The sequence below is a fragment of the Gilliamella sp. B3023 genome, from assembly GCF_026536845.1.
Classification (GTDB): Bacteria; Pseudomonadota; Gammaproteobacteria; order Enterobacterales; family Orbaceae; genus Gilliamella; species Gilliamella apicola_E.
This window is the reverse complement of sequence record NZ_JAFNNH010000005.1, coordinates 136,711-162,753: the sequence shown is the minus strand read 5'-3', so window position 1 is coordinate 162,753 and position 26,043 is coordinate 136,711. Positions and strand designations below refer to the sequence as shown.

Below are 26,043 nucleotides of genomic sequence, written 5' to 3'. Positions count from 1 at the left end.
TACTATGTCAATTTTGATTAATAAAGATACAAAAGTTATTTGTCAGGGATTTACTGGCAGCCAAGGTACATTCCATTCTGAACAAGCACTGGCCTATGGTACTAAATTAGTTGGTGGCGTAACACCAGGCAAAGGTGGTACGACACATTTAGGTTTACCTGTTTTTAATACTGTTAAAGAAGCGGTTGAAACAACCGGTGCAACTGCAACCGTTATTTATGTTCCCGCTGCTTTTGGTAAAGATTCAATTTTAGAAGCCATTGATGCAGGTATAAAATTAATCGTCTGTATTACAGAAGGCATTCCAACCTTGGATATGCTTATTGTTAAAGAAAAATTAACCCAAAATGATGTTGTTATGATTGGTCCAAATTGCCCAGGAATTATTGTTCCTGATGAGTGTAAAATTGGTATCATGCCTGGACATATTCATTTAGCTGGTAAAGTTGGGATTGTTTCGCGTTCAGGTACGCTAACTTATGAAGCAGTTAAACAAACAACTGATATTGGATTAGGCCAATCCGTTTGCGTCGGAATCGGTGGTGATCCCATTCCCGGCAGTGATTTTATTTCAATATTAAAATTACTCCAACAAGATCCTAAAACAGAAGCAATAGTTATGATTGGTGAAATTGGTGGTAGCGCAGAAGAAGAAGCCGCCAATTATATTAAACATAATGTTACTAAACCTGTAGTTGCTTATATAGCTGGTGTTTCGGCCCCAGCCGGCAAACGTATGGGACATGCAGGTGCAATCATTTCTGGCAATAAAGGTACCGCAGCAGAAAAAACTAAAGCACTGCAATCAGCAGGTGTTACTGTTGTAAGTAGCTTAGCTCAAATTGGTGAAGCAATAAAAAAACATTTTTAAGTTTTATTTTTTTGACATTAATCAATTTTTATTCATTAAATTTTGTTGTACAATAATAACGTTACAAAATTTGTGGGCATTTAAGGATAAGGGAGCGCTTTATGTTAGATATAGTAGAACTGTCACGCCTTCAGTTTGCACTCACTGCGATGTATCATTTTATTTTTGTACCATTAACGCTTGGTATGGCGTTTATGCTTGCAATTATGGAAACGGTATACGTTGTTAGTGGTAAGCAAGTCTGGAAAGATATGACTAAATTCTGGGGTAAACTATTTGGTATCAACTTCGCTGTTGGTGTTGCTACTGGTTTAACTATGGAATTTCAGTTTGGTACAAATTGGTCTTATTATTCGCATTATGTAGGTGATATTTTCGGTGCACCGCTTGCAATAGAAGGATTAATGGCATTTTTCTTAGAATCAACCATGGTTGGTTTATTCTTTTTTGGATGGGATAGATTAAGCCGTGGCAAGCATTTAATGGTCACTTGGTGTGTGGCTTTTGGTTCTAATCTTTCTGCGCTCTGGATTTTAGTTGCCAATGGTTGGATGCAGTTCCCTGTCGGTTCAGACTTTAATCCGATTAATTCAAGAATGGAAATGCAAAGTTTTTTTGAGTTAATTACCAATTCTGTTGCTCAATATAAATTCGTTCACACCGTAGCAGCGGGTTATTTAACTGGTGCTATTTTTGTCTTAAGTATTAGTTCATATTATTTACTCAAAAAACGTGATTTACCATTTGCTAAGCGCTCTTTTGCTGTAGCTGCAGTATTTGGTTTTATTATGTCAATTGTGGTCGCTATTATGGGTGATGAAGCTGGTCATGAAATGACTACTGTACAGCCGGTTAAATTAGCTGCAATTGAAGCTGAATGGGAAACTCAACCAGCACCTGCATCGTTCAACGTTATAGCGTTCCCTTCACAAGAGAAAAAAGAGAACTTGTTTGCGGTTGAAATTCCTTATGTGATGGGAATTATGACAACTCGCTCATTAGATACCAAAGTAACTGGTTTAAAAGATATTTTAGCGGATAATGAGACTCGAATTCGTAATGGTATTGTCGCTTATTCTAGTTTAGAAAAAATTCAAAAAGGCGATAAAGACCCTGCGGTTTTAAAAGCCTTTGAAGACAATAAAGTTGATTTAGGCTATGGCTATTTAGTTAAACGTTTTACCGATAAAGATAACTTAACAATTCCAGAAGCTACTGAAGAACACATCAAAGCAGCAACTGAAGATTCAATCCCAGCTGTATGGCCTTTATTCTGGGCATTTAGAGGAATGGTTGGCTTTGGTTTATTAATGATTTTAGGTACTGGCCTTGCTTTATGGTCAACTTACAAAAATAAAATTGGTGAAAAACGTTGGTTATGCCGTTTACTTCTTTTATCACTCCCATTCCCTTGGCTAGCATGTGAATGTGGTTGGTTTGTTGCAGAATATGGTCGTCAACCTTGGGCAATTCAAGACATATTGCCAACTGGAGTAGCTAATTCATCATTAACTCCAGGTGAAGTACTATTCACTATGGTTCTTATTTGTGGACTTTATACAATGTTCTTAGTTGCTGAGATGTTCTTAATGTTTAAGTTTGCTCGATTAGGACCAAGCTCTTTAGGTACTGGCAGCTATCATTATGAAAAAACACAATCGATATCAGAATAAGGCATAGGGAGTATATACAATGATTGATTATGAAATTGTAAGAGTCACCTGGTGGGTGCTGATTAGCGTTGTGTTAATCGCTTTTGTTGTCACCGATGGTTTTGATATGGGTGTTGGTATCTTACTACCATTTATTGGCAAAACTGATACTGAACGCCGTATTATGATAAATGCAATAGCACCACACTGGGATGGTAACCAAGTTTGGTTAATTACTGGTGGTGCAGGTATTTTTGCTGCTTGGCCTATGGCTTATGCGGTATCTTTTTCCGGATTTTATATTGCGATGATTTTGGTGTTATGTGCACTGTTTTTTAGACCAATTGGGTTTGATTATCGTAGTAAATTAGAAAATTCTAAATGGCGTAATATGTGGGATATCGCAATCTTTTTAGGTAGCTTTGTTCCTGCTCTTGTTTTCGGTGTTGCATTCGGAAACTTGTTAGAAGGCGTTCCATTTAGATTTGATAATAGTTATCGCTCTTTTTATGATGGGTCATTTTTTGGTTTACTTAACCCATTTGCAATATTAGCAGGTGTTGTGAGTTTAATGTTAATCGTTGCTCATGGTGGTGCTTGGTTGCAAATGAAAACTTCTGGTGAACTTTATTTAAGAGCAAGAAAAGCAACTCAAATAGCTAGTTTAATTATGTTAATTGCATTTGTATTAGCTGGAGTTTGGGTTGCCTTCGGTATTCATGGTTATGAGGTAACTAGCGCTATAGATCCTAATGGTGTTTCAAACCCATTGAGCAAAACTGTTTCGACAGATGTTTCATGGTTAAAAAATTACATGAACTATCCAATATTATGGGTTGTACCAGCTTTAGGTGTTTTATTACCTTTATTTACTATTTTATTTTCTAGTTTAAATAAAAATGGATTAGTGTTTTTATCTTCTGCACTAACCATTGCTTGTGTATTACTGACATATGGTATTGCGACATTCCCATTCATCATTCCTTCAAGCATTATGCCAAATGCGAGTTTGACAATTTGGGACGCATCTTCTAGCCAATTAACACTTAATATCATGTTTGGTGTAGCACTAATCTTTGTACCACTCATTCTGTTCTATACCACATGGTGTTACATTAAGATGTTTGGCCGTTTAGATAAAAATCATATTGAAAATAATAAACATTCACTTTATTAAGGATTTATTATGTATTACTTTCTATGGTTAGCAGGATTAATTGCAGCTTGTATGCTTGCAGTTGTTACAGGACTTTGGCTTGAAAATAACGATAAAGAAACTAAAGAGTCATAAAATAGATAAAAAGGTGGCAAATTGCCACCTTTTTAGTTATAGGGCTGTATATTAGACAAATAATTAACAAATGATAATTGTTTTCATTTAACTATTTTTATATCATAGTGCAGCGAATTTTATAATCATATATAATGACGAAAATTTTTTCGTTCAAATTATAAAATATGAAACAATTCAATTGGAATGCAAGAGTCTATTATGAAGACACAGATGCTGGCGGAGTAGTTTATCATGCTAGGTATCTAGCCTTCTTTGAACGAGCTAGAACGGAAATGCTAAGACATCTTGATATTAGTCAGCAAAAGTTATTACAGGAAGGTATTGCATTTGTTGTCAAAAAGATGGATATTAGCTACGATTTTCCAGCCCGTTTAGATGACATGCTAACTATCAGCACTAAGGTTGAGCAAATTCGTAAGGCGTCTATTATTTTTAAACAGACAATTTTAAACCAGAATAAGCAAATTATCAGCAGCGCTGATGTCGTTATTGCTTGTGTCAATATGACTAAAATGAAGCCGTGTGCGCTTCCCAAGTTATTAGTTTTGGAGTTAATTTAAGTGGATAATCTCAATATTATTGATCTATTTTTACAAGCTGGACTTTTAGTACAAGGTGTTATGTTATTGTTATTAGCATTTTCGGTAATGTCTTGGGCTATCATTTTCCAACGTAGCAAAATTTTAAGCAAAGCAAAAAAACAAGTCGAACAGTTTGACGATAGTTTTTGGTCTGCCGAAGACTTAAATGTGCTCTTTGATAAAGCAAAATTCAATAAAGAAGAGATCTGTGGCACAGAACATATTTTCTATTCGGGATTTAAAGAATTTTCTCGTTTATATCAAATTAATCCAAATATGCCAGAAGCTGCATTAGATGGCGCATCTCGTTCAATGCGTTTAGCAATGAATCGTGAATTAGATAACTTAGAATTGCATATCCCATTCTTAGGAACAGTCGGTTCAATCAGTCCATATATTGGTCTTTTTGGTACTGTGTGGGGTATTATGCATGCCTTTATTTCACTTGGCGCAGTTAAGCAAGCTACATTACAAATGGTTGCACCAGGTATTGCGGAAGCGTTAATTGCAACAGCTATTGGTTTGTTTGCGGCGATTCCAGCTGTATTAGCATATAATCGATTATCATTAAGTGTAAGTCGAATGGAACAAAACTATTTGAACTTCATTGATGAGTTTTCTACAATTTTACAACGTCAAGCAGTAGCTGTTAGGAAATAATTATGAGTAGACGTTCACGCTATTCAACCAAATCAGAAATCAATATTGTACCGTTACTTGACGTATTGCTTGTATTAGTATTGATTTTTATGGCGACAGCCCCAATTATTAGTCAAAGTGTTGAAGTTGATCTGCCTGAAGCGACAGAGTCAAAAACTGTTTCACCTTCCGATAATAAACCTATTATTATTGAGGTTTCCGGAGTTGGTGTTTATGCAATAATTATTGATCAAAATCGACAATCGAATATACCTCAAGAGCAAATTGTTGCAGAAGTTAAACAGCAAATGTCATTAAATGATAAAGCAGTGTTTTTAGTCGGTGGAGCTAAACAAGTTCCTTACGAAGAAATTATAAAAGCTTTGAATTTGCTTCAATCTGCGGGTGTTAAATCGGTCGGTTTGATGACTCAACCAATTTAAATTAATAATTATAAAAAATGTCAGCAATGTCTAACAAGTTAAGATCAAAACTAAGTCTACCAGTTATCATATCCATTATTTTACATGGTATATTGATTATTGTTTTAGGATATCAATTTATTCCTGATGATAATGGAGAAAATTACGGTAGTATTAATGGTAATTCTATTGACGCAATCATGATTGATCCGTCAGTTATGACCGAACAATATCAAAGACAATTGCAGGCGCAAGTTAATCAGGAAAAAGCAAATCAACAGCGTCAAGAGCAATTAGACAAACAAGTTAAAGAATTAGCCGAAAAAGCCGAAGCCGAAAAAGCTGCTGCTGAAAAAGCCGCTGCTGAGAAAGCCGCTGCAGAAAAAGCTGCTGCTGAAAAGGCTGCTGCTGAAAAGGCTGCTGCTGAGAAAGCTGCTGCTGAGAAAGCTGCTGCTGAGAAAGCCGCTGCAGAAAAAGCTGCTGCTGAGAAAGCCGCTGCAGAAAAAGCCGCTGCAGAAAAAGCTGCTGCTGAGAAAGCTGCCGCTGAAAAGGCTGCTGCAGAAAAAGCTGCCGCCGAGAAGGCCGCAGCTGCAAAAAGGGCTGAGCAAGCAAAAAAGGATAAAGCGCTTAATGAGCTCTTAGGTGGTCTTACATCAGGCTCTCCTGATGTTTCCGGTGGTGCAGCTAGTCGTAAAGGTGTCTCAGATGGCGAATTAAATAAATATAGATCGTTGGTACAAAATGCAATTAGTAATAAGTTTATTAATCCGCAAAATCTTTATCGAGGAAAAACTTGTACATTGCAAATCCAGATAGCACCTGATGGATTATTGCTGAATGTCACCTCAAAAGGCGGTGATGCTGATTTATGTCGAGAGGCATTAGCAGCTACTAAATTAGCGGTTATACCAAAACCTTCTAGTAAGTTATACAATGAAGTTAAAACAATGACTATTGATTTCCAACCCAAATAAGTAAGATCTGAACTGCTTAAATCTTAATACGATATTTAACCATTTCATCTATTAATAAATAAATATTTCGCATTTTAATAATCAGATGTTGAAAATTTATTAATCATCCCAATATATTCTCTATTCATTCCGAATTAAGTGTTTTAGTAAGAGAAGGAGCAGAATATGACAACAATTGTCAGTGTCCGTCGTGAAGGTCAAGTCGTTATTGGAGGCGATGGGCAAGTTACATTAGGTGAACGAATTATTATGAAAGGTAATGCTCGAAAAGTTCGCCGTTTATACAATAATAAAGTGATAGCAGGATTTGCTGGAGGTACAGCAGATGCTTTTACTTTATTTGAATTATTTGAACGTAAATTAGAAATGCATCAAGGCCATTTAACTAAAGCGGCAGTTGAACTAGCCAAAGATTGGCGAACCGATAGGATGTTGCGTAAGTTAGAAGCATTACTTGCTGTAGCTGATGAAACCGCATCATTAATTATTACTGGTACAGGGGATGTTATTCAACCAGAAGATGATCTGATTGCGATTGGATCTGGTGGACCTTATGCTCAAGCTGCTGCAAGAGCTTTATTAGATAATACTTCATTATCTGCACATGATATTGTACAAAAATCGCTATCAATAGCTGGTGACATTTGTGTTTACACCAATAACTTCCAAACTATTGAAGAGCTTAATTACTAATTAAAACTGATTTAAGAGAAATATTATTATGTCTGAAATGACTCCTCGCGAAATTGTAAGCGAATTAAACCAACATATTATTGGACAAGATAAAGCAAAACGTTCTGTTGCTATTGCTTTACGTAATCGCTGGCGTCGTATGCAACTTGATGAAGCATTACGTCATGAAGTTACCCCAAAAAACATTCTTATGATAGGCCCAACAGGGGTGGGTAAAACAGAAATCGCAAGACGATTAGCTAAACTTGCACATGCTCCATTTATCAAAGTAGAGGCCACAAAATTTACGGAAGTTGGTTATGTAGGTAAAGAAGTTGACTCAATCATTCGTGATCTTACCGATTCTGCTGTTAAGATGATTCGTCAAGAAGCAATTGAACGAAATCGTAATAGAGCAGAAGAATTAGCTGAAGAACGTATTTTAGATGTGCTAGTACCGCCAGCAAAAGATGGTTGGGGACAAGTTGAAAACAATAATGATTCAACTGCTAGACAAGCATTTAGAAAAAAATTACGTGAAGGCGCTCTTGATGATAAGGAAATTGAGATTGAAATAGCTGGCGTTAATATTGGTGTTGAAATTATGGCACCGCCAGGTATGGAAGAGATGACCAACCAACTGCAGTCAATGTTTCAAAATTTAGGTGGTCAAAAAACCAAAGCTCGTAAAATGAAGATCAAAGATGCCTTGAAACAGCTAATTGAAGAAGAAGCTGCTAAATTGGTTAATCCCGATGATCTTAAACACGAAGCCATTGAAGCTGTCGAGCAAAATGGTATTGTGTTTATCGATGAGATCGATAAGGTGTGTAAGCGTGGTAATTCATCTGGTCCTGATGTTTCACGTGAAGGTGTTCAGCGTGATTTACTACCACTTGTTGAAGGTTGTACTGTTTCAACTAAACATGGTTCAGTAAAAACTGATCATATTTTGTTTATCGCATCAGGTGCGTTCCAAACTGCGAGTCCTTCAGATTTGATTCCTGAGCTGCAAGGACGTTTACCAATTCGCGTTGAATTACAAGCATTAACTAGTGAAGATTTTGAGCGTATTTTAACGGAACCTAATGCGTCGTTAACAGTGCAATATAAAGCATTAATGGCAACAGAAGGTGTTAATATTGATTTTACACCAGATGGGATTCGTAAAATTGCTGAATCTGCTTGGCAAGTTAATGAACAAAATGAGAATATAGGTGCTCGCCGTTTGCATACTGTGCTTGAACGTTTGATGGAAGAGGTTTCTTTCGAAGCCAGTGAATTGGGTGGTCAAACCATTACAATTGATGCTAAATATGTCAGCGATCATCTTGATAAACTTGTTGCTGATGAAGATTTAAGCAAATTCATTTTATAATCAAGTAGATTAATTGAATAAAAAAAGGTGAGTTATTTAGCTCACCTTTTTTTATATCTATTATAATTATTTCATCAAATATTTATTTCTTGATAAATTCACCTAAAATATCAACTGCTTTTTGTCTAGATTTATCTTTATCTCTGGAACCATTGTTTTCTAATTTATCACGTAGCTTATCTAAACGCTGTTGTAATTTATCACTAAGCACATCAGATACTATTTTGGCAATATCTAGTTGATAGTGTAAATTAGAAAATTGACCATATATACGTAGTGGTATAGTCACTTTTTGTAGTTTTGCAATAGTTTCACTTTTACTATTCCAACCACCTAATATTTTTATATTTAGATTAACATCTAAATCACGATTAACCATTCCCACTCTTCCTGAACTATCTATCACATCTAATGTTTCAGAGTTTGCATTGAGTGAATTAAGATCAATGTTACCTTGATTTATATAAGCATTGGTTGTGATTTTATGAAACTCAGTATATTTTTTATGATTTTCAGAACTTATATTACCATTGCTATATTTCGCGGCGGCATTTTCGATGATGCTTTGGATGTTAATATTATTTAGTTTAGCATTAGTAATGACGATATTAGCATTACCTTTAATGTTCTCTAATAATTTAGTTGTTGATAATGTATTGGCTTCTAATACTCCAGAAGCATTGAATATTCCATCAAGATCATAAGCCATATTCATTTGCGTAAAAAATGAGCTTAAATTGATATTGCTAACTTTGGTATTCAATTTAACTTGTGGGTTTTTTTGTTTACCATTAGCGGTGCCGTTGGCAGCAATTTGCCCATTTGCAAAATTGAAAGTTAGATTTTTTAAGTTTGCTATACCATCTTGATTGTCAACTTCAACATTCAAATTACCTAATGCAATTTTATCCGCTTTGACTTCTTTGATATTTATTTTTGCTTTTCCATCAAATGAATTAAGCATACTTAATTCATTATCATTTTTGGAAACATTCGATACAACTGGCGAAGTTTGTTGAACGTTAGTACTTTTCGTTGAATTTTCATTTTTTTGGATGAAAGGTGTTAAATCAAATTTATTTGAATTTAATTGGAAATCGATCACCGGTTTGTTATCAAAACGGACATTGATCTTACTTGTAAAATCATTATCGTTAATTGAAAAAACCAAATTTTGGCTATCCAATTGCATTGGTGCTTTTTGATAATTAAATACACCAGTTACATTACCTTTTATCTCTTTTTCTGAATTGACTATGCCGTTAAACGTGTAATCCAATTTTTTTAAATCAATAACTGCTTTTTCAGGGAATTGGGCTAAATCAATATTGGCGTTTAATGAATAATATAAGTCTTGCTGGTTTTTATCGATGTTCCCATTGAGTTCAAGAGAAAGGTTTTTATCGTTATTTTTTTCTAATAACAGATTAATATTTCTGAAATTTATCAAATCATGATTATGCTGAAATGCAATTGTACTATCCGCTATTTCAAACTTATTTAAACTGAATTTCCAATCAGATGGATTTTTTTTATCTTCAGATGGTTGTTTTTCTGAAGAAATGGCTTGAGTGCTATTTTTAGCATTTTCACCTTTGCTTTCATCCGTAATATTGATTGTTGCTGATTTAATAAATACATTTTTAATCGCTAAATTTTTTGAAAACAAAGGAAGAAGCTCAACATCAAGCCTCATGTTGTCAGCGGTTAAAAGAGGTTTTGTTGCACCGCTATCGGATAATTTAACCGAATCAGTTAAAATACTAACTTGAGGCCAGATATGCCAACGTAGATTGCCCTCTATAGTCAGTTCATACCCTGTTTTGTCTTTCACTGTTTGTGAGATGTAACCACGAAAATTATTAGGATCAACAAATATAATAAGGGAAGCGATACTGATAACAATGACCAAAATTAAGATAAATAGCGTAACCAATATTTTTTTTATCATATTAATGTCCTTTATTAAGGTTATGAACTGTATTAGTCTTTATCAATACGACTGGCGACAGCGCCATGTTGGTCTTTATACTTTGCATCTTGTCTGCGATTATATGGTCTAGAAGCTGGTCCACTAAGTGTTTCAAAACTTAATGCACCAATAGTCATACCAGGTCTAAGTGCTACTGGTATCTTTCCTGAGTTGTAAAATTCTAAAACAATTTGTCCATGCCAGCCTGGATCGATACGATGAGCAGTAACATGTACCATAAGTCCTAAGCGAGCTAATGATGAACGGCCATCTAACCAGCCAACCAAATCATCAGGAATCGTAACTGATTCGAGTGTCACTGCTAAAGCAAGTTCGCCTGGATGTAAATAAAATGCTTCACCTTCAGCTAATATCATCTCTTCGCTCATAACGCGATCTAGAACGGCTGCAACTTCTTCTTTAGGTCCACTTAAATCAATATAAGGTGTTGTATGCTCTCTGAAAGTACGAAATTGATTACCTAATCGAACATCTACTGTTGCTCCATTAATACAACTTGATGCAGGTTGTGGCGTGATTTTTAATTTACCACTATCTAAATATGCTTCAATATCACGGTCACATAATCTCATAAGTTATCCTTAAAGTCTGCTTTTTATCTTATTCTAGCAGGTTCTTTTGATGGCGTCGATGTTGGTTGGTTAAGGTTGTATCACCCAAGCTCGACCAAAATGATTGTAATAACCTGCTTGTTTACCTGCTTTGTTTCCAATACCTAGATAAAGATCAAAGTGATGGCCTTTAATTGCTCCGCCAACATCAAGCGCAACCATTAAACGAACTTCGCGCCTTCCACGATATTGACCATCATTATCAAGCAGTGGTACATCAACTAATACAACTGAACCGGTTGGGACTAATGTTTTATCTGATGCCACTGCTGCATTGGCAACTAAAGGTACTGCTGCTGCACCTTTTACTTCGGCGTTATATTGCGGTTTAAAAAACACAAATGATCGGTTTTGGATTAATAGCTCTTTGACTTTCTTTTCACTCTTACTTTTTGCCCAATCTCTTATGGATTGAATAGACATATCTTCTTTAGCGATCTCTCCTGATTCAACCAATAAGCGTCCTATACTTGAATAGCCATGGCCATTTTTTCCACCATAACAGAAGAAAACAAGCGGATTACCATCTTCAAAATCGATATAGGCACTTCCTTGGACTTCCATTATGAAATTGTCCATTAACGAATTACTATAAGCGATCTCCAGTCCTTTTCCAGCTAATGCGCCATTGTAGATCTGTTCTCGACTTGGTAACTGCCCTTTAGATTGGGTTGGCATTCTATAAATTGGATATTTAAATTCACCAGTTGGTTGGTATCTAGCCTTAATAACCGGAGTGTAATAACCGGTTAGATGTACATTACCATATCCATCTTTACCCGCCATTTCATAACTTTTTAGACCCACTTTATGGAATTCTGCTGAGCCCAATGAGCGATTAATCCAAGCATCAACGGCTTTATAAATATGTTCATTTTTACGATACAAAGAAGGCGATGTTGTTTTTATTTTTTCAATTTGAATCGTATAGTCAGAAATATTTACAGGCACAGCTAAATGCGGACGACTGGCATTTAAATCATGTGGTAGTTTACCGTCTTTAAATTGTTTACTTGATGAATTAGGATCACTCTGGCAGCCAGCAAGTAGTGACATGATAAATGCTAAACATAATAGATAAATGTGAAATTTGTTTTCTTTCATCTTGATAATTTATTGTAATAAGTTAAATGATATGGTTGGTTATGCTACACAATTCTATTATAAGAAACTACCAATAATTATGATATTGCTATAAAAATTTTTCATGTGATTGAGCTTGCGATTTAGCGCTGTAGACTTTATAGTCCTTTACTTCTTATAAAAAAACGAAAATTGTAAAAACGACAGGTAATCGATACGATGAACAGTACGTCTTCAAATAATGATCTTAAACGAAATCTCTCCAGTAGACATATTCAACTAATAGCAATAAGTGGTGCAATTGGTACGGGATTATTTATGGGTTCTGGGAAGACAATCAGCCTTGCCGGACCATCTATTGTTTTTGTGTACATGATTATTGGGTTTGTTTTATTTTTTGTTATGCGGGCAATGGGAGAAATTTTATTATCCAACCTAAATTATAAATCATTCAGTGATTTTGCTAACGATTTATTGGGTCCTTGGGCTGGTTTTTTTACTGGTTGGACTTATTGGTTTTGTTGGGTAATTACCGGAATTGCAGATGTTGTTGCTATCGCAGGATACGCTCAACACTGGTTTCCAGAACTACAAGCATGGATCCCAATGCTACTTACAGTTATTGTGCTTTTAACTTTGAATTTGTTAACTGTTAGGATGTTTGGTGAAACTGAGTTTTGGTTTTCTATGATCAAAATAGTGGCCATTTTAGCCTTGATAGCTATTGGACTTGTTTTAGTCTTCACGGCTTATCATTCAGAACAAACCAATACTACGGCTGCGTTTTCTAATCTTTGGGAGTATGGTGGTTTCTTTCCCCATGGTACGATGGGATTTTTTGCTGGTTTCCAAATTGCAATTTTTGCCTTTGTTGGTATTGAGCTTGTTGGAACTACAGCGGCTGAAACACTAGATCCAAATAAAAATTTACCACGGGCAATTAATTCAGTGCCAGCACGAATTATCTTTTTCTATGTTTTTGCCTTGATTATTATCATGAGTGTAACACCTTGGCAGTTTATTTCACCCAATAAAAGCCCATTTGTTGAACTATTTACCTTGATTGGCTTACCTGCTGCAGCAAGTATTATCAATTTTGTGGTATTAACTTCGGCGGCTTCTTCAGCCAATAGTGGTATTTACTCAACCAGTCGAATGTTGTTTGGTCTTGCTAAAAAACAAGATGCACCAGAACCATTTGGTAAATTATCAAGACGTTCAGTCCCCGCTAATGGTTTGTTATTTTCATGTACCTGCTTGTTCGGTGGGGTAGTACTGATTTATTTAGTACCAAATGTGATGGAAGCATTCACTATTGTAACGACTATTTCTGCCATTTTATTTATGTTTATTTGGTCGTTGATATTGATTTCCTATATTGCTTATCGCCGTAAAAAAGCTAATTTGCATCAAGAATCACAATTTAAAATGCCTGGTGGAATTTTTATGTGTTATGTTTGTTTAGCGTTTTTTGCTTTTGTGATTGTATTATTGACATTTGAAGCTGATACTCGCCAAGCACTGATCGCAACCCCACTATGGTTTATTATTTTAGGTGTGAGTTACTTTATTCGTTCATCAACACGCCAATAGCTCTCATCTTTAATCGGCAGGTTTACTGCCGATTATCAATTCCCTTATTATTTTTTAGGATTTATTTGGCCAAATAAAACTTGCAATAATACCTAAAGATAAAATGCCTAATACTATATAAAGGCTGAGAGTAGGGCTTATGTTAATACCATAATTAAATAGATGGTCGCTAGCATTTAAAGCCAGTTTTGCTGCGATAAAAAATAGTAGGCAGACTACAGCTTTGCCTAAATGAACAAGATATTGTTGCATTGCTTCTAAAACAAAATACATAGTCCGTAACCCTAAAATAGCGAAAATCATTGCACTATAAACAACCAGTGGTTCTTGGCTGACCGCGATTACTGCGGGAACAGAATCAAATGCAAACATAACATCACTCAACTCAATCACAACAACACATAAAAATAGTGGTGTTGCATATAAGGCACTTTTTGGCATTTTATGAATTAGGTCGCTATTTTCTGGCTTCGTTAACTCCGCGTTTAGTTGTTTTCGGGTTAATAAAAAGTGATGACCAACTATCTTAGGGTAAGAAGGGAAAATACGTTTAGCAATACGATAAGCAAAATGTTCTGAATAATCTTTAATTTTCTCATCTTGACCTTGGTTTTTCAGCATCATAAATCCAGTTAAAGCAACCACTACTGAAAAGAACAATTCCATCCAAGGACCTAACGATAATAAACCCGTACCTATTACAACAAAAATAGCTCGGAAAATAATCGCACCAATTACGCCCCAATAAAGTAATCGATGTCGATAATTGTTAGGGATAGCAAACCATGAAAACAGCGCCATAATAACGAATAAGTTATCTACCGAAAGCGCTTTTTCAAGCACATAACCTGTGATAAATAAACTTGCTATCTCACTTCCATGGTGAAGATAAAGATAAAGTGCAAAACCTAATGCAACAGCAACCCAGAATAAAGACCATAATATTGCGCTGGTTAGGCTAATGGGTTTATCGTTATGGTGAGCATATAAATCAATTATAATCGCAGTTAAAGCCAAAATGACGAACATCAGTACAGTTTCGATTGGAAAACCTAATGAATGATGAATCATAGCCTTGTTACCTATATTAAATTATCTCTTGGATTAAATTCAAAAATGTAAAATATAATGGTATTTAGAACATTATTTTTAAAGAGACTGAGTATATATTGATAGGCTTATCAAAAAAAGATATATTTGTTTCCACACTAATATATTTAATAAATTTTTTGAGCATACATTCATGACAAATATAAGGGTATCTTTTCTATTTATCGTTGCTTTTTATTCAAGCTTATTGCAAGCACAATCGGTTGAACCATATATATCATCATTACCCAAAGGGAGTGATTTATCAATTTTAGTGCAAACTGTTGATGGCAATCCTAAAACATTAGCCAAATACAAAAGTGATCAATTTAAACAGCCAGCTAGTACGCAAAAAGTAATAACTGCACTAGCTGCACAGCTTGAACTGGGTAATGACTTTCGGTTTGTTACTGGAATGTACGCGAATGGTTCCGTTAGTAATAAACAACTCAATGGTGATCTGATTATCAAATTGAGTGGTGATCCCACTTTTAGTCGAGAAAGATTAAAAAATATGATTAGCGCCCTTCGTCAAAAGGGTGTAGAAAAAATTTCAGGTAATGTTATTTTAGACACTTCAATTTTTGCTAGTCATGATAAAGCAGAAGGGTGGTCATGGAATAATTTAACCGCTTGTTACAATGCCCCTGCATCAGCTGCAACAATTGATGATAACTGCTTTTATGCAACAATAACCCCGGGTAAAGTAGGTGGTAAAGCATCAGTTTCTGTTTCATCTAATATTCCAGTTATGGTTTCAGGTGATGTCAGAACGATTTCCGCTAGTAGTAAAGATGCACATGATAAATATTGTGAGCTTGATGTTAATGCCGATAAAAATCGCTACTATTTATCTGGATGCATCGCTTCTAATGCGGATAAAACACCATTAAAATTTGCAGTAATGGATCCAACTGAATATTTTTCGACTGTTTTAAAAAATGAATTAAAACAACAAAAAATAACTTATGGTGGACGTGTTTTCGAAAGAAAACAAAAATCCACTGGTTCCTTAACGTTATTAACATCAAGTCAATCAGCACCGCTTTCTGAGTTAATAACGGTTATGCTCAAAAAATCAAATAATTTGTATGCTGACACCATTTTTAGAACACTTGGCGCACGCTATTATAATACTGCAGGAACATGGCGTAATGGTGGTGATGCGGTTAAACAAATCCTTCGCAAAAAAGCAGGTATTGACTTAGAAAACTTAGTGATTGCCGATGGCTCGGGTTTATCTCGTCTTAATCTAGTTAGCGCCAACAAACTAATGGAAGTGTTGCAGTATATTTCAGCACATAACAATCAACTCGCTTTTATTGAAAAATTACCAATTGCGGGTGTTGATGGAACGTTGCAAAACCGTAAAAGCTTCAGTCAAGCACCATTTAAAGATGTAGTTATGGCTAAAACAGGCTATATTCAAGGTAGTTATAATTTAGCCGGATTTATTCAAAAATCAGACGGACGTTATGTCGCTTTTGTTCAATTATTATCAGGGTATCGGGCTGATAGTAAAGGGGAACCTAAAAACGGGGCAGTTATGAAGTTCGAATCTGAGTTTTATAAAAATTTCATTAATTAGATTTGACTAATTTGAGAATTAAGATTTTGGGGCGATGTTATTTACTCATCGCCCTAAATTTTAAGTTAAAAATTTTCAGCTAAAAAACCTCCACTTTGATGCTTCCAAAGTTGAGCATAAAGTCCATCTTTACTAAGCAACTCTTGATGTGTTCCTTGTTCGATGATTTTTCCTTGATCTAAAACGATTAATCGATCCATCGCCGCAATTGTAGATAATCGATGGGCAATAGCAATAACCGTTTTACCTTCCATTAACGTATATAAGCTTTCTTGAATAGCTTGTTCAATTTCAGAATCAAGCGCACTAGTTGCCTCATCTAACAATAGAATTGGTGCATTTTTTAAAATAACTCGAGCAATAGCGATACGTTGGCGTTGTCCTCCGGACAATTTAACCCCACGTTCACCAACAAAAGCATCATATCCAGTTCTTCCATTAGCATCTACTAAGGTTTCAATAAAACTATCGGCATGAGCTTTTTTAGCTGCGATTATCATCTCTTGTTCTGTGGCATGGTTATTACCGTATAATAAGTTATCTCTTACTGAGCGGTGTAATAGTGAAGTATCTTGGGTAACCATACCAATTTGAGCGCGTAAGCTTTCTTGATTGACTTTGGTGATGTCTTGATTATCAATAAAAATATGACCATTTTGTAAATCATAAAATCGCAACAATAAATTGATTAAAGTGGATTTACCCGCCCCTGATCTGCCAACTAAACCGATCTTTTCACCTGGTTTAATGGTTAAATTTAAGTTGTCGATAATGGCATTGTTTAATTTTGCATCGTAACTAAAATTAATATTTTTAAATTCGATTTTACCATCAGTCACCTTAAGAGTTGGTGCATCAGGTTCATCGACAACGGTTTTAGCAACAGAAAACGTATTCATACCATCTTTAACCACGCCGATATTTTCAAATAATGCTGCCATTTCCCACATAATCCAATGCGAAAAGCCGTTCAATCTAAGTGCGACAGCAGTTGTAGTGGCGATAGCTCCAACACCAATTAAATCATTAGTCCATAGCCATAATGATAAGCCAGTAGTACCAAGAACGAGGAAAATAGACAATAAATGATTAACAATTTCAAAACTACTAACTAAACGCATTTGTTTATTAACGGTAACTAAAAATTCGTCCATCGACTCTTGTGCATATTTTGCTTCATTGCCTGCATGAGAAAACAGTTTAACTGTCATAATATTCGTGTAAGCATCAGTCACTCGGCCAGTCATGGTTGAACGAGCATCAGCCTGCATACTAGCCACTTTACTTAGTCGTGGAATAAAGTAATACATCGCAATGCCATAAACAAAACACCAAACCATAAACGGTACTAATAACCAAAGATCTAACTGACCTATGATTGTTGCCATAGTAATAAACGAAATCAAAACATAGATAAAGATATCAGCAACCAAAAAGCAGGTATCCCTAACCGCAAGTGCGGTTTGCATCACTTTTGCTGATATACGGCCGGCAAATTCATCTTGAAAAAAGCGCATACTTTGATTTAGCACTAATCGATGTAGATTCCAACGCAGTCGCATTGGAAAGTTTCCCGCCAAACATTGATGTTTAATGATGGTTTGTAAGGCAATAATGATCGTGCTAGCTAATATAATAATCGTAAATACAATTAAGGTTGATTTTTCCTGCTGCCAAAATTGACTAGGTGAAACAGCTGCCAGCCAGTCAACAACTTTACCGAGTGCAGCATATAAAAAGGCTTCAAAAGCGCCAGCTAATGAACTCAGTATGATTAATAATAGAAGGAAAGAACGTGTGCCTTTCGTCGATTGCCAAATAAAACTAAAAAAACTTTTAGCCATCGGCTGTGGTTCATCTTGTGGATAAGGTGATACCAATTTTTCAAAAAATCGATACATATTAGACCTATTAGTTAAAAGGTTATTCATTGATAGGTTTACCAATGATCTAAAAAAGTGAGGGTTTTATTACCAAATGCTAAGTGCTATAAGCGAAATATGATATTTTTAAATTAAAAGAGACATCACTCCAATACCTATTAAACTAACATTAATAAAAATTAAAAAAAGTTGAGGAAAGGGGTTTTTGAGCTTTCCTCATGGCAAATTATATAGTGAAAAGTACTAGATTACTAATAATTGTCTTAAAAAACATCTTTAATAATTTGTACAACGCGTCCGACAATATTATATTTTTCGAAATGAGCTTTAGGAACCTCAATCGTTGGGTATTGATGATTATTACAAATCAAAATCCAATTTCCGAGTGATAGGCGAATTTTTCTTAGTAGAGTGAAATTCTCGTATTCAATTAAATAAATTGCGCCATCGATTATTTCGTTTATTTCTGTATTAATAATTAATCCATTATTATTTTCGATTTCAGGTGCCATTAAATCACCTTTCGCCCAATAGATTATAAGTTTTTTGATATCTAAACCACGATGAGAAGCCCAACCTTCAACAATAGGATAATTCATTACTGGTGGCGTTTCACGTACGTAACGTTGATTTTGCGCCTCTTCTTTAGTTGGTAATTGTTTTTTATAAACCGGGATACGATAGATATTTTCATTATAAACTTCGTTATTATCATCGTCTTTAGGATCCAACACTTCCAATTTATAACCGGTAGCTAACCAGTTGAATGAAACATTACATTTTTCAGCAATTACTTCTAAACGAGTTAGTGAAGGGTAGGTTTTTCCAGACAAATAATCTCGTATTACCGTTTCTGACATATCACATTTTTTTGCAAAGGATGAAACAGATAATCCTTGCATTGACGAATGTAGCCTATCTTTAAAAGTTTTTACATTTTTATTTTTAATCATACTTATTTCGTTTTTATTTTTTCATCCGTTTGATAATTATATTGTATTTTTTATGAGTTTTACATATGAATTTGAATCAATCTTCTTAATTTTATTAAGTTTTAATGCGATTTTTTGTTTAAACGCGTTTTATATTATGGAAAAATATTCTTTTCTCGCATAAAAATAAAAAAACAGCGAGTGTTATAATAAGAAGTATGGCTTTTTTTTCCGTTTTATTGTCTTTGTTTTTCCGTTGAAATTTCAAGTAGTTTTATAGATATTAAGTTTTTTTTAATGCGTAATTGATATTTATCAAATATATATTATTCTTATTTATATGTTGGGTGTTATTTTAATTTATTGATTTATAATGGTTAAAGTCATTTTTTAGCTAAAATTGCTACATTTACTGAAAGGCAAATAAAAACGTTGACTAAAAAGAAAAAAAGTGGATAATAAGCAGCGTAAGGATTTTTCATTGTTTTCTTTCCTTATATTCCTTATATTTCATGTTGGCCCGTATATTTTATGCGGGTCTTTTTTTTATCTAAATTAACTTGTCATGAAATCCCATCATAAAAAGAGTATAATCAATTCCAATATTAAATAATCTATTTGTTCGTTTAACTTGTTCAAATAGCGATACATTTTTAAATGAGGTTTTAATTATGTCATTTAGCATTCCACATCTATTAGTTTTTCTTGCCGTGGTGGTTCTCATTTTCGGAACAAAGAAGTTACGTAATTTAGGTTCTGATCTTGGTTCAGCATTGAAAGGTTTTAAAAAAGCGATGAATGATGATGTTGAAGATGATAATAAGCTTGATAAGAAATAACCCTATTTATTGATATGAAAACGCAATTTGATGTGGCCATCGTTGGTGGTGGATTGGTTGGTTTAGCAACTGCATGTGCTCTTAGCCAATCTAATTTAACTGTAGCTATTGTTGATGTTAACGTTAATGATAATCAAAATTTTGCTTTTGACGAAATAGGAATTAGAGCTTCTGCAATTAATGGCGCAAGTCAGCAATATTTTTCTCAAATTGGTATTTGGAACGATTTATGTGCGAGCGAACGCGTTAATGCTTTTAGCGAGATCGGAGTTTGGGAAAAAAACGGTTTAGCGCATCTTACTGCACATGCTAAAGATTATGGTTATCCAAATCTTGGGTATATCATCGAAAATAATTTAATTTCTTACTACCTGTATCAACATGCTCAAGCAAATTCAAATATCACTATTTTCAATTTGGCCGCTATAGACAATAGCTATAATGAAGATTATGCTTTTTTAACACTTTCGGATAATACTCGGTTACAAGCAAAACTGATCATAGGTGCTGATGGCGCACACTCTTGGCTGCGCAGACAGGAAAAAATTTCTGTGTTTGAGCGTGATTACCTTCATCATGCAGTGATTACAACTGTTGAAACACAATATCCTCACCAAGCATGTGCTAGGCAGATTTTTTATCCCAATGGTATTGTGGCATTTTTACCACTTTGGCAACCCAATTACAGTTGTTTAGTATGGTCAACTAAACCAGAGCAAGCAGCTATTTTAACTTCGTTAACTGAATCTGAGTTTTGCCAAGAGCTGTTTAAATTAAGCGGTGATAAAGTAGGACAATGTCAGTTGGTCAATCCGAGAATGGTGTTTCCATTAAAAGCTCGGTTTGCAAAACAATTTATTAAACATCGATTAGTGTTAATTGGTGATGCTGCCCATACTATTCATCCATTGGCTGGTCAAGGAGTTAATTTAGGATTTGAAGATTCTGCATTATTGGTGGCAACCATTAATAAACTTATTGATGAACATAAAGATATTGGTTTAGTAGAAAACTTAAAATCATTCCAATTCACTCGCCGTAAAGATGCTTTAGTCATGTTAACCGCAATGCGAACTATTCAAGATATGTTTAATGGCGATAATGCTTTTAAAAAAATGGTGAGAACAGTTGGGATGAACGCAATTGATAACTTTTCGCCAATAAAGAAACGTCTCATCAAATATGCCATGAAAATTTAGTTTGTAAATTAATCCTGTAGCTAACACTACAGGATTATCATTAGTTTATTTAAAAGCTACTTGATAAGATGTTGGGATAAATGGAGATGCTGGAATTCTTAGCGGCCAGTAAGGATCTTTCAATAAACCTCGACCAATTGCAACTAAATCAGCATCGCCAGTACTTAATACATAATCAGCAAGATATGGGTCTTCAAGCATACCAACAGTAATAATTGGCAAATTAGTGACCTTCCTAATAGCTCGCGCTAAATAAACCTGGTATCCAGCATGAAATAGAGGCGTATGCTTTGGATCTAACTGACCATCACCACCGCCACTCACATCTAAAACATCTGCGCCTGCTTGTGCAAAACGTTTAGCAATTTGGCAACCATAATTAATATCGTAACCATTAGTACCGTATTCTTGAGCCGAAAACCGAACAATTAGTGGCATATCTTTTGGCATCACTGATTTTGCTGCTTTAATTACTTGTTCACCAAATAATAATTTATCCTTACCATATTCGTCCGTTCTAATATTCGTTTTTGATGAGCTGAATTGATGGATTAAATAACCATGTGCACCGTGTATTTCAATTGCGTCAAAACCTGCTTCAACCGCACGTTTGGTTGATTGTTTAAATTTTTCGATAATATCAGCGATTTCACTTTTGGTTAATTCTCTTGGCATTTGATATTGCCATTTTGGATTCGCTTCGACGTTCCCATCATAGCGGATAGGAGAACAGGATACGACATCAGACTCACCCAAAGCTTTACGTCCTGCATGAGCAATTTGAATAGCGATTTTTCCTTCTTGAGCATGAACCGCATCAACGATACGTTTAAGCTGATCGCGTTGCTCATCATTCCATAGACCTAAGCAATTTGGCGATATTCGACCATTTGGAGCAATATTGGTCATTTCTAAAATTATTAAACCCACGCCACCAACCGCTCGTGAAACATAATGAACAAAGTGCCAATCATTAGCCAATCCGTCTTTTGCTTGATATTGACACATCGGCGGCATAACAATACGATTTTTGAGTGATAAATTTTTTACTTTAAATGGCGTATTAATATAGGCTATTTTAGCCATGGATGGCTCCTGTTTTTATTAATGGTGCAAATGTTTAAGTTAACTGACGAATAGTATATAGTGTTTAAAAACGGAATATTAGAGCAAATAAACGTTAAAAAACCCCGTTCCTCAACTTTTTTTTGCAATTAAATCGTTTATGGTTTGCGAACTGATTTAAGATAGTAGAGCCAACATAATAAACCCAATAATCCTAAAACTGTTCCAGCAATAATTATCGCGATCCAACCATAGTTGCTATACAAATAAGTAGAAGCGATAGAACCCAACATGCCTCCGATAAAATAACTTACCATATAACCAGTGTTCATACGGCTACGTGCTTCTGGTCGAATTTGATAAATGGCGTTCATGTTTGATACATGAGTAACTTGAACAGCAAAATCCAGCAATACTACCCCAATAATTAAGGCTAAAAGTGAATATTCAGCAAGAGAAAGTGGTACCCATGAAGCAAGAAGTAATATTAGGCCAATGGTCGTGGCTAAAAAGCCTTTTCCTTTGTCTGATAATTTGCCAACGATAGGTGAACCTAGTGCACCAGCGGCACCGGCTAGGCCGAATAAACCGATTATAAAATCAGAATAATAGTAAGGTTTATTACTTAATAAAAAGGCAAGCGGCGTCCATAACAGTGAAAATAACGCAAAGGAAATAACTGCCAACAATGAGCGAATTCGTAAAACAGGTTCTTGTTTATATAGTGAGCCAATTGATAATAACAGTTGAAAATAGTTAATACTGATGGTGTTATTATAAGTTGGTAATGATAACCAAAGTAGCAAAGTAACAATGATCATTACTGACGCGGCAATCCAATAAACATAATGCCAATCAGTCATCGAAGAAACAAAACCAGCGAATGCACGACCTAATAATATACCTAGCAACATACCACTCATCAATGTACCGACAATCTTACCTCGATGCTCTGGTCGTGATAGTGTTGCGGCAAATGGAATTAGTACTTGGGCTACGGTTGAAAATAGACCTGTCATAGCCGTACCAAGCATAAGTAACCATAAGTTTTGTGAAGTTGCACTAATAATTAGCCCACAGGTTGATAATATCATCAAGGTCAATATTAATCGTTTACGTTCTATTTTGTCACCCAGTGGGGTAATGAACAGCAAGCCAACAGCATAACTAAATTGTGCAGCCATAATGATAAAACCTGCATGTTTAATTGCAATATGTAAATCATTAGTTATCGAGTGTAATAGTGGTTGTGCATAATAATTACTCGCTACCGCGACGCCAATGGCAAATGCCATTAGGAATACTAACCATGCAGATAGCCCTTGAGCTTGTTTGCTATTCATAATAAACAATTTAGAAAATAAATAATGTGTAATTATATATCAAAAGGTTGTTAGATACTGATAGATTGTGTTGATTATTGATTTAATAGATTATAAATAGGTGTTGCTAAGCCAATTTTTGCATTTTCCGATTTTAGTTTATACCAATAACCATTCGATTCATCTAGACATTTAGTATTGCTTTTGATCTCACAGTAAATAGGCACAATATCTAAATGAAAATGGCTAAAAGTATGTCGAAATGCAATTAACTGTTTGGGTTTGCTAGTTTTAATACCATGGCTGTCTAGCCAGTCAGTTAATGCTTGCTCGCTTGCAAATTGTGGTAAACAATATAATCCGCCCCAAATACCAGCAGGCGGTCTTTTTTCAAGCCAAATCATGTTGTCATGTTCAAGCATTAAAAAGTAGGCGGTTTTTTCAGGAATAGTCTTTTTAGGTTTTTTAGTTGGATATTGTGGCCAACTGTCGGTCTTATAAGCAATACATAATTGATGTAAAGGGCATAAAGTGCATTTGGGTTTAGAACGAGTACAAACCATTGCACCAATATCCATCATGGCTTGATTAAATTTAGCAACTTCATTTTTAGGCGTGACTTGCTCACTTAATTGCCAAAGTTGATTTTCGACATTTTTATTACCAGGCCATCCGTCTATAGCAAAAGTTCGGGTTAAAACCCGTTTTACGTTACCATCTAATATTGGATAATGTTGATTTTGTGATAGAGATAGGATAGCCCCAGCGGTTGAGCGCCCAACGCCTGGTAAGGCGATAACATCCTCAAATTTGGTTGGAAATTTTCCTCCAAACTTGTCAGCTATAACTTGTGCTGCTTTATGTAAATTACGAGCACGTGCATAATAACCAAGTCCAGTCCAAAGATGTAAGATATCGTCAATTGGAGCCTTCGCTAAATCGGTAATTTTAGGAAACTGTTTAATAAAGCGCTTAAAGTATGGAATAACAGTTGCAACTTGTGTTTGCTGCAGCATAACTTCTGACAACCAAACATGATAAGGGCTTTTTTCAATTTGCCATGGTAATGATTTTCTGCCGTACTGTTCATACCAGTTGAGTACGGCATTTGAAAAACTTAAATTAGTCATTACATGACAGCGGTAATAGAATCACTAGGATAACAACCAAGCACTTTAGTATATAAAGTGATGGAAGCTAATTCTTTAAGTGCGATCTGCATTTCGTAATCGTTAATATTACCTTGTAAATCAATATAAAACATCTCTTCCCAAGATGTGCCATGGATAGGGCGTGATTCAAGTTTTGTCATAACAATATTATGATTACGTAATACGGATAAAGCATCTACCAAAGCCCCAGCTTGTTGGCCCGTTTTCATCAAGATTGTAGTTTTGGCCGGAATTTGATCGGAAACTTCAATCGATTCACGCGATAACACAATAAAGCGGGTGATATTTTCTTTTTGATTAGCAAAATTGTGCTCCAGAACTTGTAAGCCATATAATTCACCACCGTCTTTATTTCCCATAGCTGCAATGTTTGGTTGATTTAATTTAGCTACGGTTTCCATTGCTGACGAAGTGCTATCACAATAAACAATTTTCCAATGAGGATACTTTTCTAAGAAATTACTACATTGTTGGAATGGTTGCGGGTGGCTATAAATAGTATCTATTTGCTCAAGTTTAGTGTTAGGAAGAGCTAAAATGCAGTGATCAATCATTAAGGATAGTTCACCAATAATATGTAAATTGGTTTTTTGTAACAAATCATACACTTCATTAATAGATCCCGAACTCGAGTTTTCTATCGGTACAATTCCATAATCAACAACTTTTGATTCAATCTTTTCAAAAACATCTTTAAATGTATTACAACTTGATTCAGTCAATTGATCAAAATGGGCGCTAGCATAACGGCGAGTTGCTGAATGTGAATATGAACCTTTTGGTCCTAAGAAAGCAATTTTAGCTGATGAGATAACGCCTTGGTTGAGTTTTTCTTGTAAAAACTTCTGTTGTAGTAGAACCGAATCTTCAATAATAATTTGGTATAAACGCTTAATTAATAGGTCATCAAGATGATATTGTTTACCTTGTTCGATTAATGCCTTAATCAATGAACGTTCACGATCTAAATCACGCACAGGGATATTTGCTTTTATTTTAGCCTGGATAACTTCGGCTGAAATTTGGCGTCTTTCAGCAATGATTTCAATTAATTTTTGATCAAGTTGGTTAATTTTGTTTCGTAAAGGCAATAAAGGACTGGTTGTCATATTCATTAATAGATTAAAAATTAGATGGGTAATATTATAACAAGCAAAAAAATAAAGGCACTATTAAAGTGCCTTTTTGTTA

Annotated in this window: 24 protein-coding genes; 14 read left to right on the top strand and 10 right to left on the bottom strand. The window is 35.0% G+C overall.

Going from position 1 to position 26,043, the window contains the following annotated elements; translation table 11 throughout:
• Positions 1–4 precede the first annotated feature (4 nt).
• The 10 genes from sucD (at position 5) to hslU (ending at position 8,483) form a co-directional block, all read left to right on the top strand.
• Positions 5–871, top strand: a complete 867-nt coding sequence (gene sucD / locus J3U16_RS04975; protein WP_267342573.1) for a succinate--CoA ligase subunit alpha — start codon at positions 5–7, stop codon at positions 869–871.
• A gap of 101 nt (positions 872–972) precedes the next feature.
• Complete coding sequence (locus tag J3U16_RS04970; protein ID WP_220225069.1) at positions 973–2,544, top strand: cytochrome ubiquinol oxidase subunit I; 1,572 nt, start codon at positions 973–975, stop codon at positions 2,542–2,544.
• A 19-nt stretch (positions 2,545–2,563) separates the two neighbouring features.
• Positions 2,564–3,700 carry a cytochrome d ubiquinol oxidase subunit II gene (gene cydB, locus J3U16_RS04965; protein ID WP_065562247.1) on the top strand — a complete coding sequence of 379 codons (1,137 nt, stop codon included), beginning with the start codon at positions 2,564–2,566 and terminating at the stop codon, positions 3,698–3,700.
• Positions 3,701–3,709: 9 nt separating this feature from the next.
• On the top strand, positions 3,710–3,814 hold the full coding sequence (gene cydX / locus J3U16_RS04960) for a cytochrome bd-I oxidase subunit CydX (protein WP_065562246.1): 105 nt from the start codon (positions 3,710–3,712) through the stop codon (positions 3,812–3,814).
• A 167-nt stretch (positions 3,815–3,981) separates the two neighbouring features.
• Complete coding sequence (gene ybgC / locus J3U16_RS04955; protein WP_065734265.1) at positions 3,982–4,377, top strand: tol-pal system-associated acyl-CoA thioesterase; 396 nt, start codon at positions 3,982–3,984, stop codon at positions 4,375–4,377.
• Entirely contained in the window at positions 4,378–5,058 is a 681-nt protein-coding gene (tolQ, locus tag J3U16_RS04950; protein WP_065734266.1) for a protein TolQ, read from the top strand.
• Positions 5,059–5,060: 2 nt separating this feature from the next.
• Positions 5,061–5,480 carry a colicin uptake protein TolR gene (gene tolR / locus J3U16_RS04945; protein ID WP_086364301.1) on the top strand — a complete coding sequence of 140 codons (420 nt, stop codon included), beginning with the start codon at positions 5,061–5,063 and terminating at the stop codon, positions 5,478–5,480.
• 26 nt (positions 5,481–5,506) lie between these two features.
• On the top strand, positions 5,507–6,433 hold the full coding sequence (gene tolA, locus J3U16_RS04940; protein ID WP_267342572.1) for a cell envelope integrity protein TolA: 927 nt from the start codon (positions 5,507–5,509) through the stop codon (positions 6,431–6,433).
• Positions 6,434–6,598: 165 nt separating this feature from the next.
• Positions 6,599–7,126 (top strand): ATP-dependent protease subunit HslV, encoded by a 528-nt coding sequence (gene hslV, locus J3U16_RS04935; protein WP_065562241.1) that lies wholly within the window; start codon positions 6,599–6,601, stop codon positions 7,124–7,126.
• 28 nt (positions 7,127–7,154) lie between these two features.
• A complete protein-coding gene (gene hslU, locus J3U16_RS04930; RefSeq protein ID WP_065734269.1) occupies positions 7,155–8,483 on the top strand; it encodes an HslU--HslV peptidase ATPase subunit in 1,329 nt (442 codons plus the stop codon).
• Positions 8,484–8,565: 82 nt separating this feature from the next.
• Here hslU and asmA read toward each other — a convergent pair whose 3' ends face one another.
• The 3 genes from asmA to mltA form a co-directional block, all read right to left on the bottom strand.
• Positions 8,566–10,434, bottom strand: a complete 1,869-nt coding sequence (gene asmA, locus J3U16_RS04925; protein ID WP_267342571.1) for an outer membrane assembly protein AsmA — start codon at positions 10,432–10,434, stop codon at positions 8,566–8,568.
• Positions 10,435–10,466: 32 nt separating this feature from the next.
• Positions 10,467–11,048 carry a dCTP deaminase gene (gene dcd, locus J3U16_RS04920; RefSeq protein WP_065562238.1) on the bottom strand — a complete coding sequence of 194 codons (582 nt, stop codon included), beginning with the start codon at positions 11,046–11,048 and terminating at the stop codon, positions 10,467–10,469.
• Positions 11,049–11,117: 69 nt separating this feature from the next.
• Positions 11,118–12,191 (bottom strand): murein transglycosylase A, encoded by a 1,074-nt coding sequence (mltA, locus tag J3U16_RS04915; RefSeq protein WP_065734271.1) that lies wholly within the window; start codon positions 12,189–12,191, stop codon positions 11,118–11,120.
• A 198-nt stretch (positions 12,192–12,389) separates the two neighbouring features.
• Here mltA and cycA point away from each other — a divergent pair, with 198 nt between their 5' ends.
• Positions 12,390–13,763, top strand: a complete 1,374-nt coding sequence (cycA, locus tag J3U16_RS04910) for a D-serine/D-alanine/glycine transporter (RefSeq protein ID WP_267331218.1) — start codon at positions 12,390–12,392, stop codon at positions 13,761–13,763.
• A 54-nt stretch (positions 13,764–13,817) separates the two neighbouring features.
• Here the strand turns inward: cycA and J3U16_RS04905 are convergent, their stop codons facing one another.
• A complete protein-coding gene (locus J3U16_RS04905; protein ID WP_267331219.1) occupies positions 13,818–14,834 on the bottom strand; it encodes a TerC/Alx family metal homeostasis membrane protein in 1,017 nt (338 codons plus the stop codon).
• A 172-nt stretch (positions 14,835–15,006) separates the two neighbouring features.
• Here J3U16_RS04905 and dacB point away from each other — a divergent pair, with 172 nt between their 5' ends.
• A complete protein-coding gene (gene dacB / locus J3U16_RS04900) occupies positions 15,007–16,440 on the top strand; it encodes a serine-type D-Ala-D-Ala carboxypeptidase (RefSeq protein ID WP_065734274.1) in 1,434 nt (477 codons plus the stop codon).
• 65 nt (positions 16,441–16,505) lie between these two features.
• Here the strand turns inward: dacB and J3U16_RS04895 are convergent, their stop codons facing one another.
• Both J3U16_RS04895 and J3U16_RS04890 read right to left on the bottom strand, forming a co-directional pair.
• Positions 16,506–18,341, bottom strand: coding sequence for an ABC transporter ATP-binding protein (locus J3U16_RS04895; protein ID WP_065734275.1), 1,836 nt, complete (start codon positions 18,339–18,341; stop codon positions 16,506–16,508).
• Between the two features lie 245 nt (positions 18,342–18,586).
• The gene (locus tag J3U16_RS04890) at positions 18,587–19,276 is read right to left on the bottom strand and encodes a LexA family transcriptional regulator (protein ID WP_065562232.1); all 690 of its coding nucleotides are present in this window, start codon (positions 19,274–19,276) and stop codon (positions 18,587–18,589) included.
• Between the two features lie 647 nt (positions 19,277–19,923).
• Here J3U16_RS04890 and tatA point away from each other — a divergent pair.
• A complete protein-coding gene (gene tatA, locus J3U16_RS04885) occupies positions 19,924–20,094 on the top strand; it encodes a Sec-independent protein translocase subunit TatA (protein WP_141673909.1) in 171 nt (56 codons plus the stop codon).
• Between the two features lie 14 nt (positions 20,095–20,108).
• Positions 20,109–21,293 (top strand): FAD-dependent monooxygenase, encoded by a 1,185-nt coding sequence (locus J3U16_RS04880; RefSeq protein ID WP_267342570.1) that lies wholly within the window; start codon positions 20,109–20,111, stop codon positions 21,291–21,293.
• Between the two features lie 45 nt (positions 21,294–21,338).
• On the opposite strand, the gene J3U16_RS04875 is transcribed toward J3U16_RS04880, so the two are convergent.
• The 4 genes from J3U16_RS04875 to pheA form a co-directional block, all read right to left on the bottom strand.
• Positions 21,339–22,379, bottom strand: a complete 1,041-nt coding sequence (locus tag J3U16_RS04875) for an NADH:flavin oxidoreductase/NADH oxidase (RefSeq protein ID WP_267331223.1) — start codon at positions 22,377–22,379, stop codon at positions 21,339–21,341.
• A 137-nt stretch (positions 22,380–22,516) separates the two neighbouring features.
• On the bottom strand, positions 22,517–23,701 hold the full coding sequence (locus J3U16_RS04870) for an MFS transporter (RefSeq protein WP_220225059.1): 1,185 nt from the start codon (positions 23,699–23,701) through the stop codon (positions 22,517–22,519).
• 74 nt (positions 23,702–23,775) lie between these two features.
• Complete coding sequence (gene mutY, locus J3U16_RS04865) at positions 23,776–24,810, bottom strand: A/G-specific adenine glycosylase (RefSeq protein ID WP_267342569.1); 1,035 nt, start codon at positions 24,808–24,810, stop codon at positions 23,776–23,778.
• Positions 24,810–25,961: a bifunctional chorismate mutase/prephenate dehydratase gene (gene pheA / locus J3U16_RS04860; protein WP_065562227.1), complete on the bottom strand. Its 1,152-nt coding sequence runs from the start codon at positions 25,959–25,961 to the stop codon at positions 24,810–24,812. Before pheA ends, mutY begins: the two co-directional genes overlap by 1 nt.
• Between the last annotated feature and the right edge of the window lie 82 nt (positions 25,962–26,043).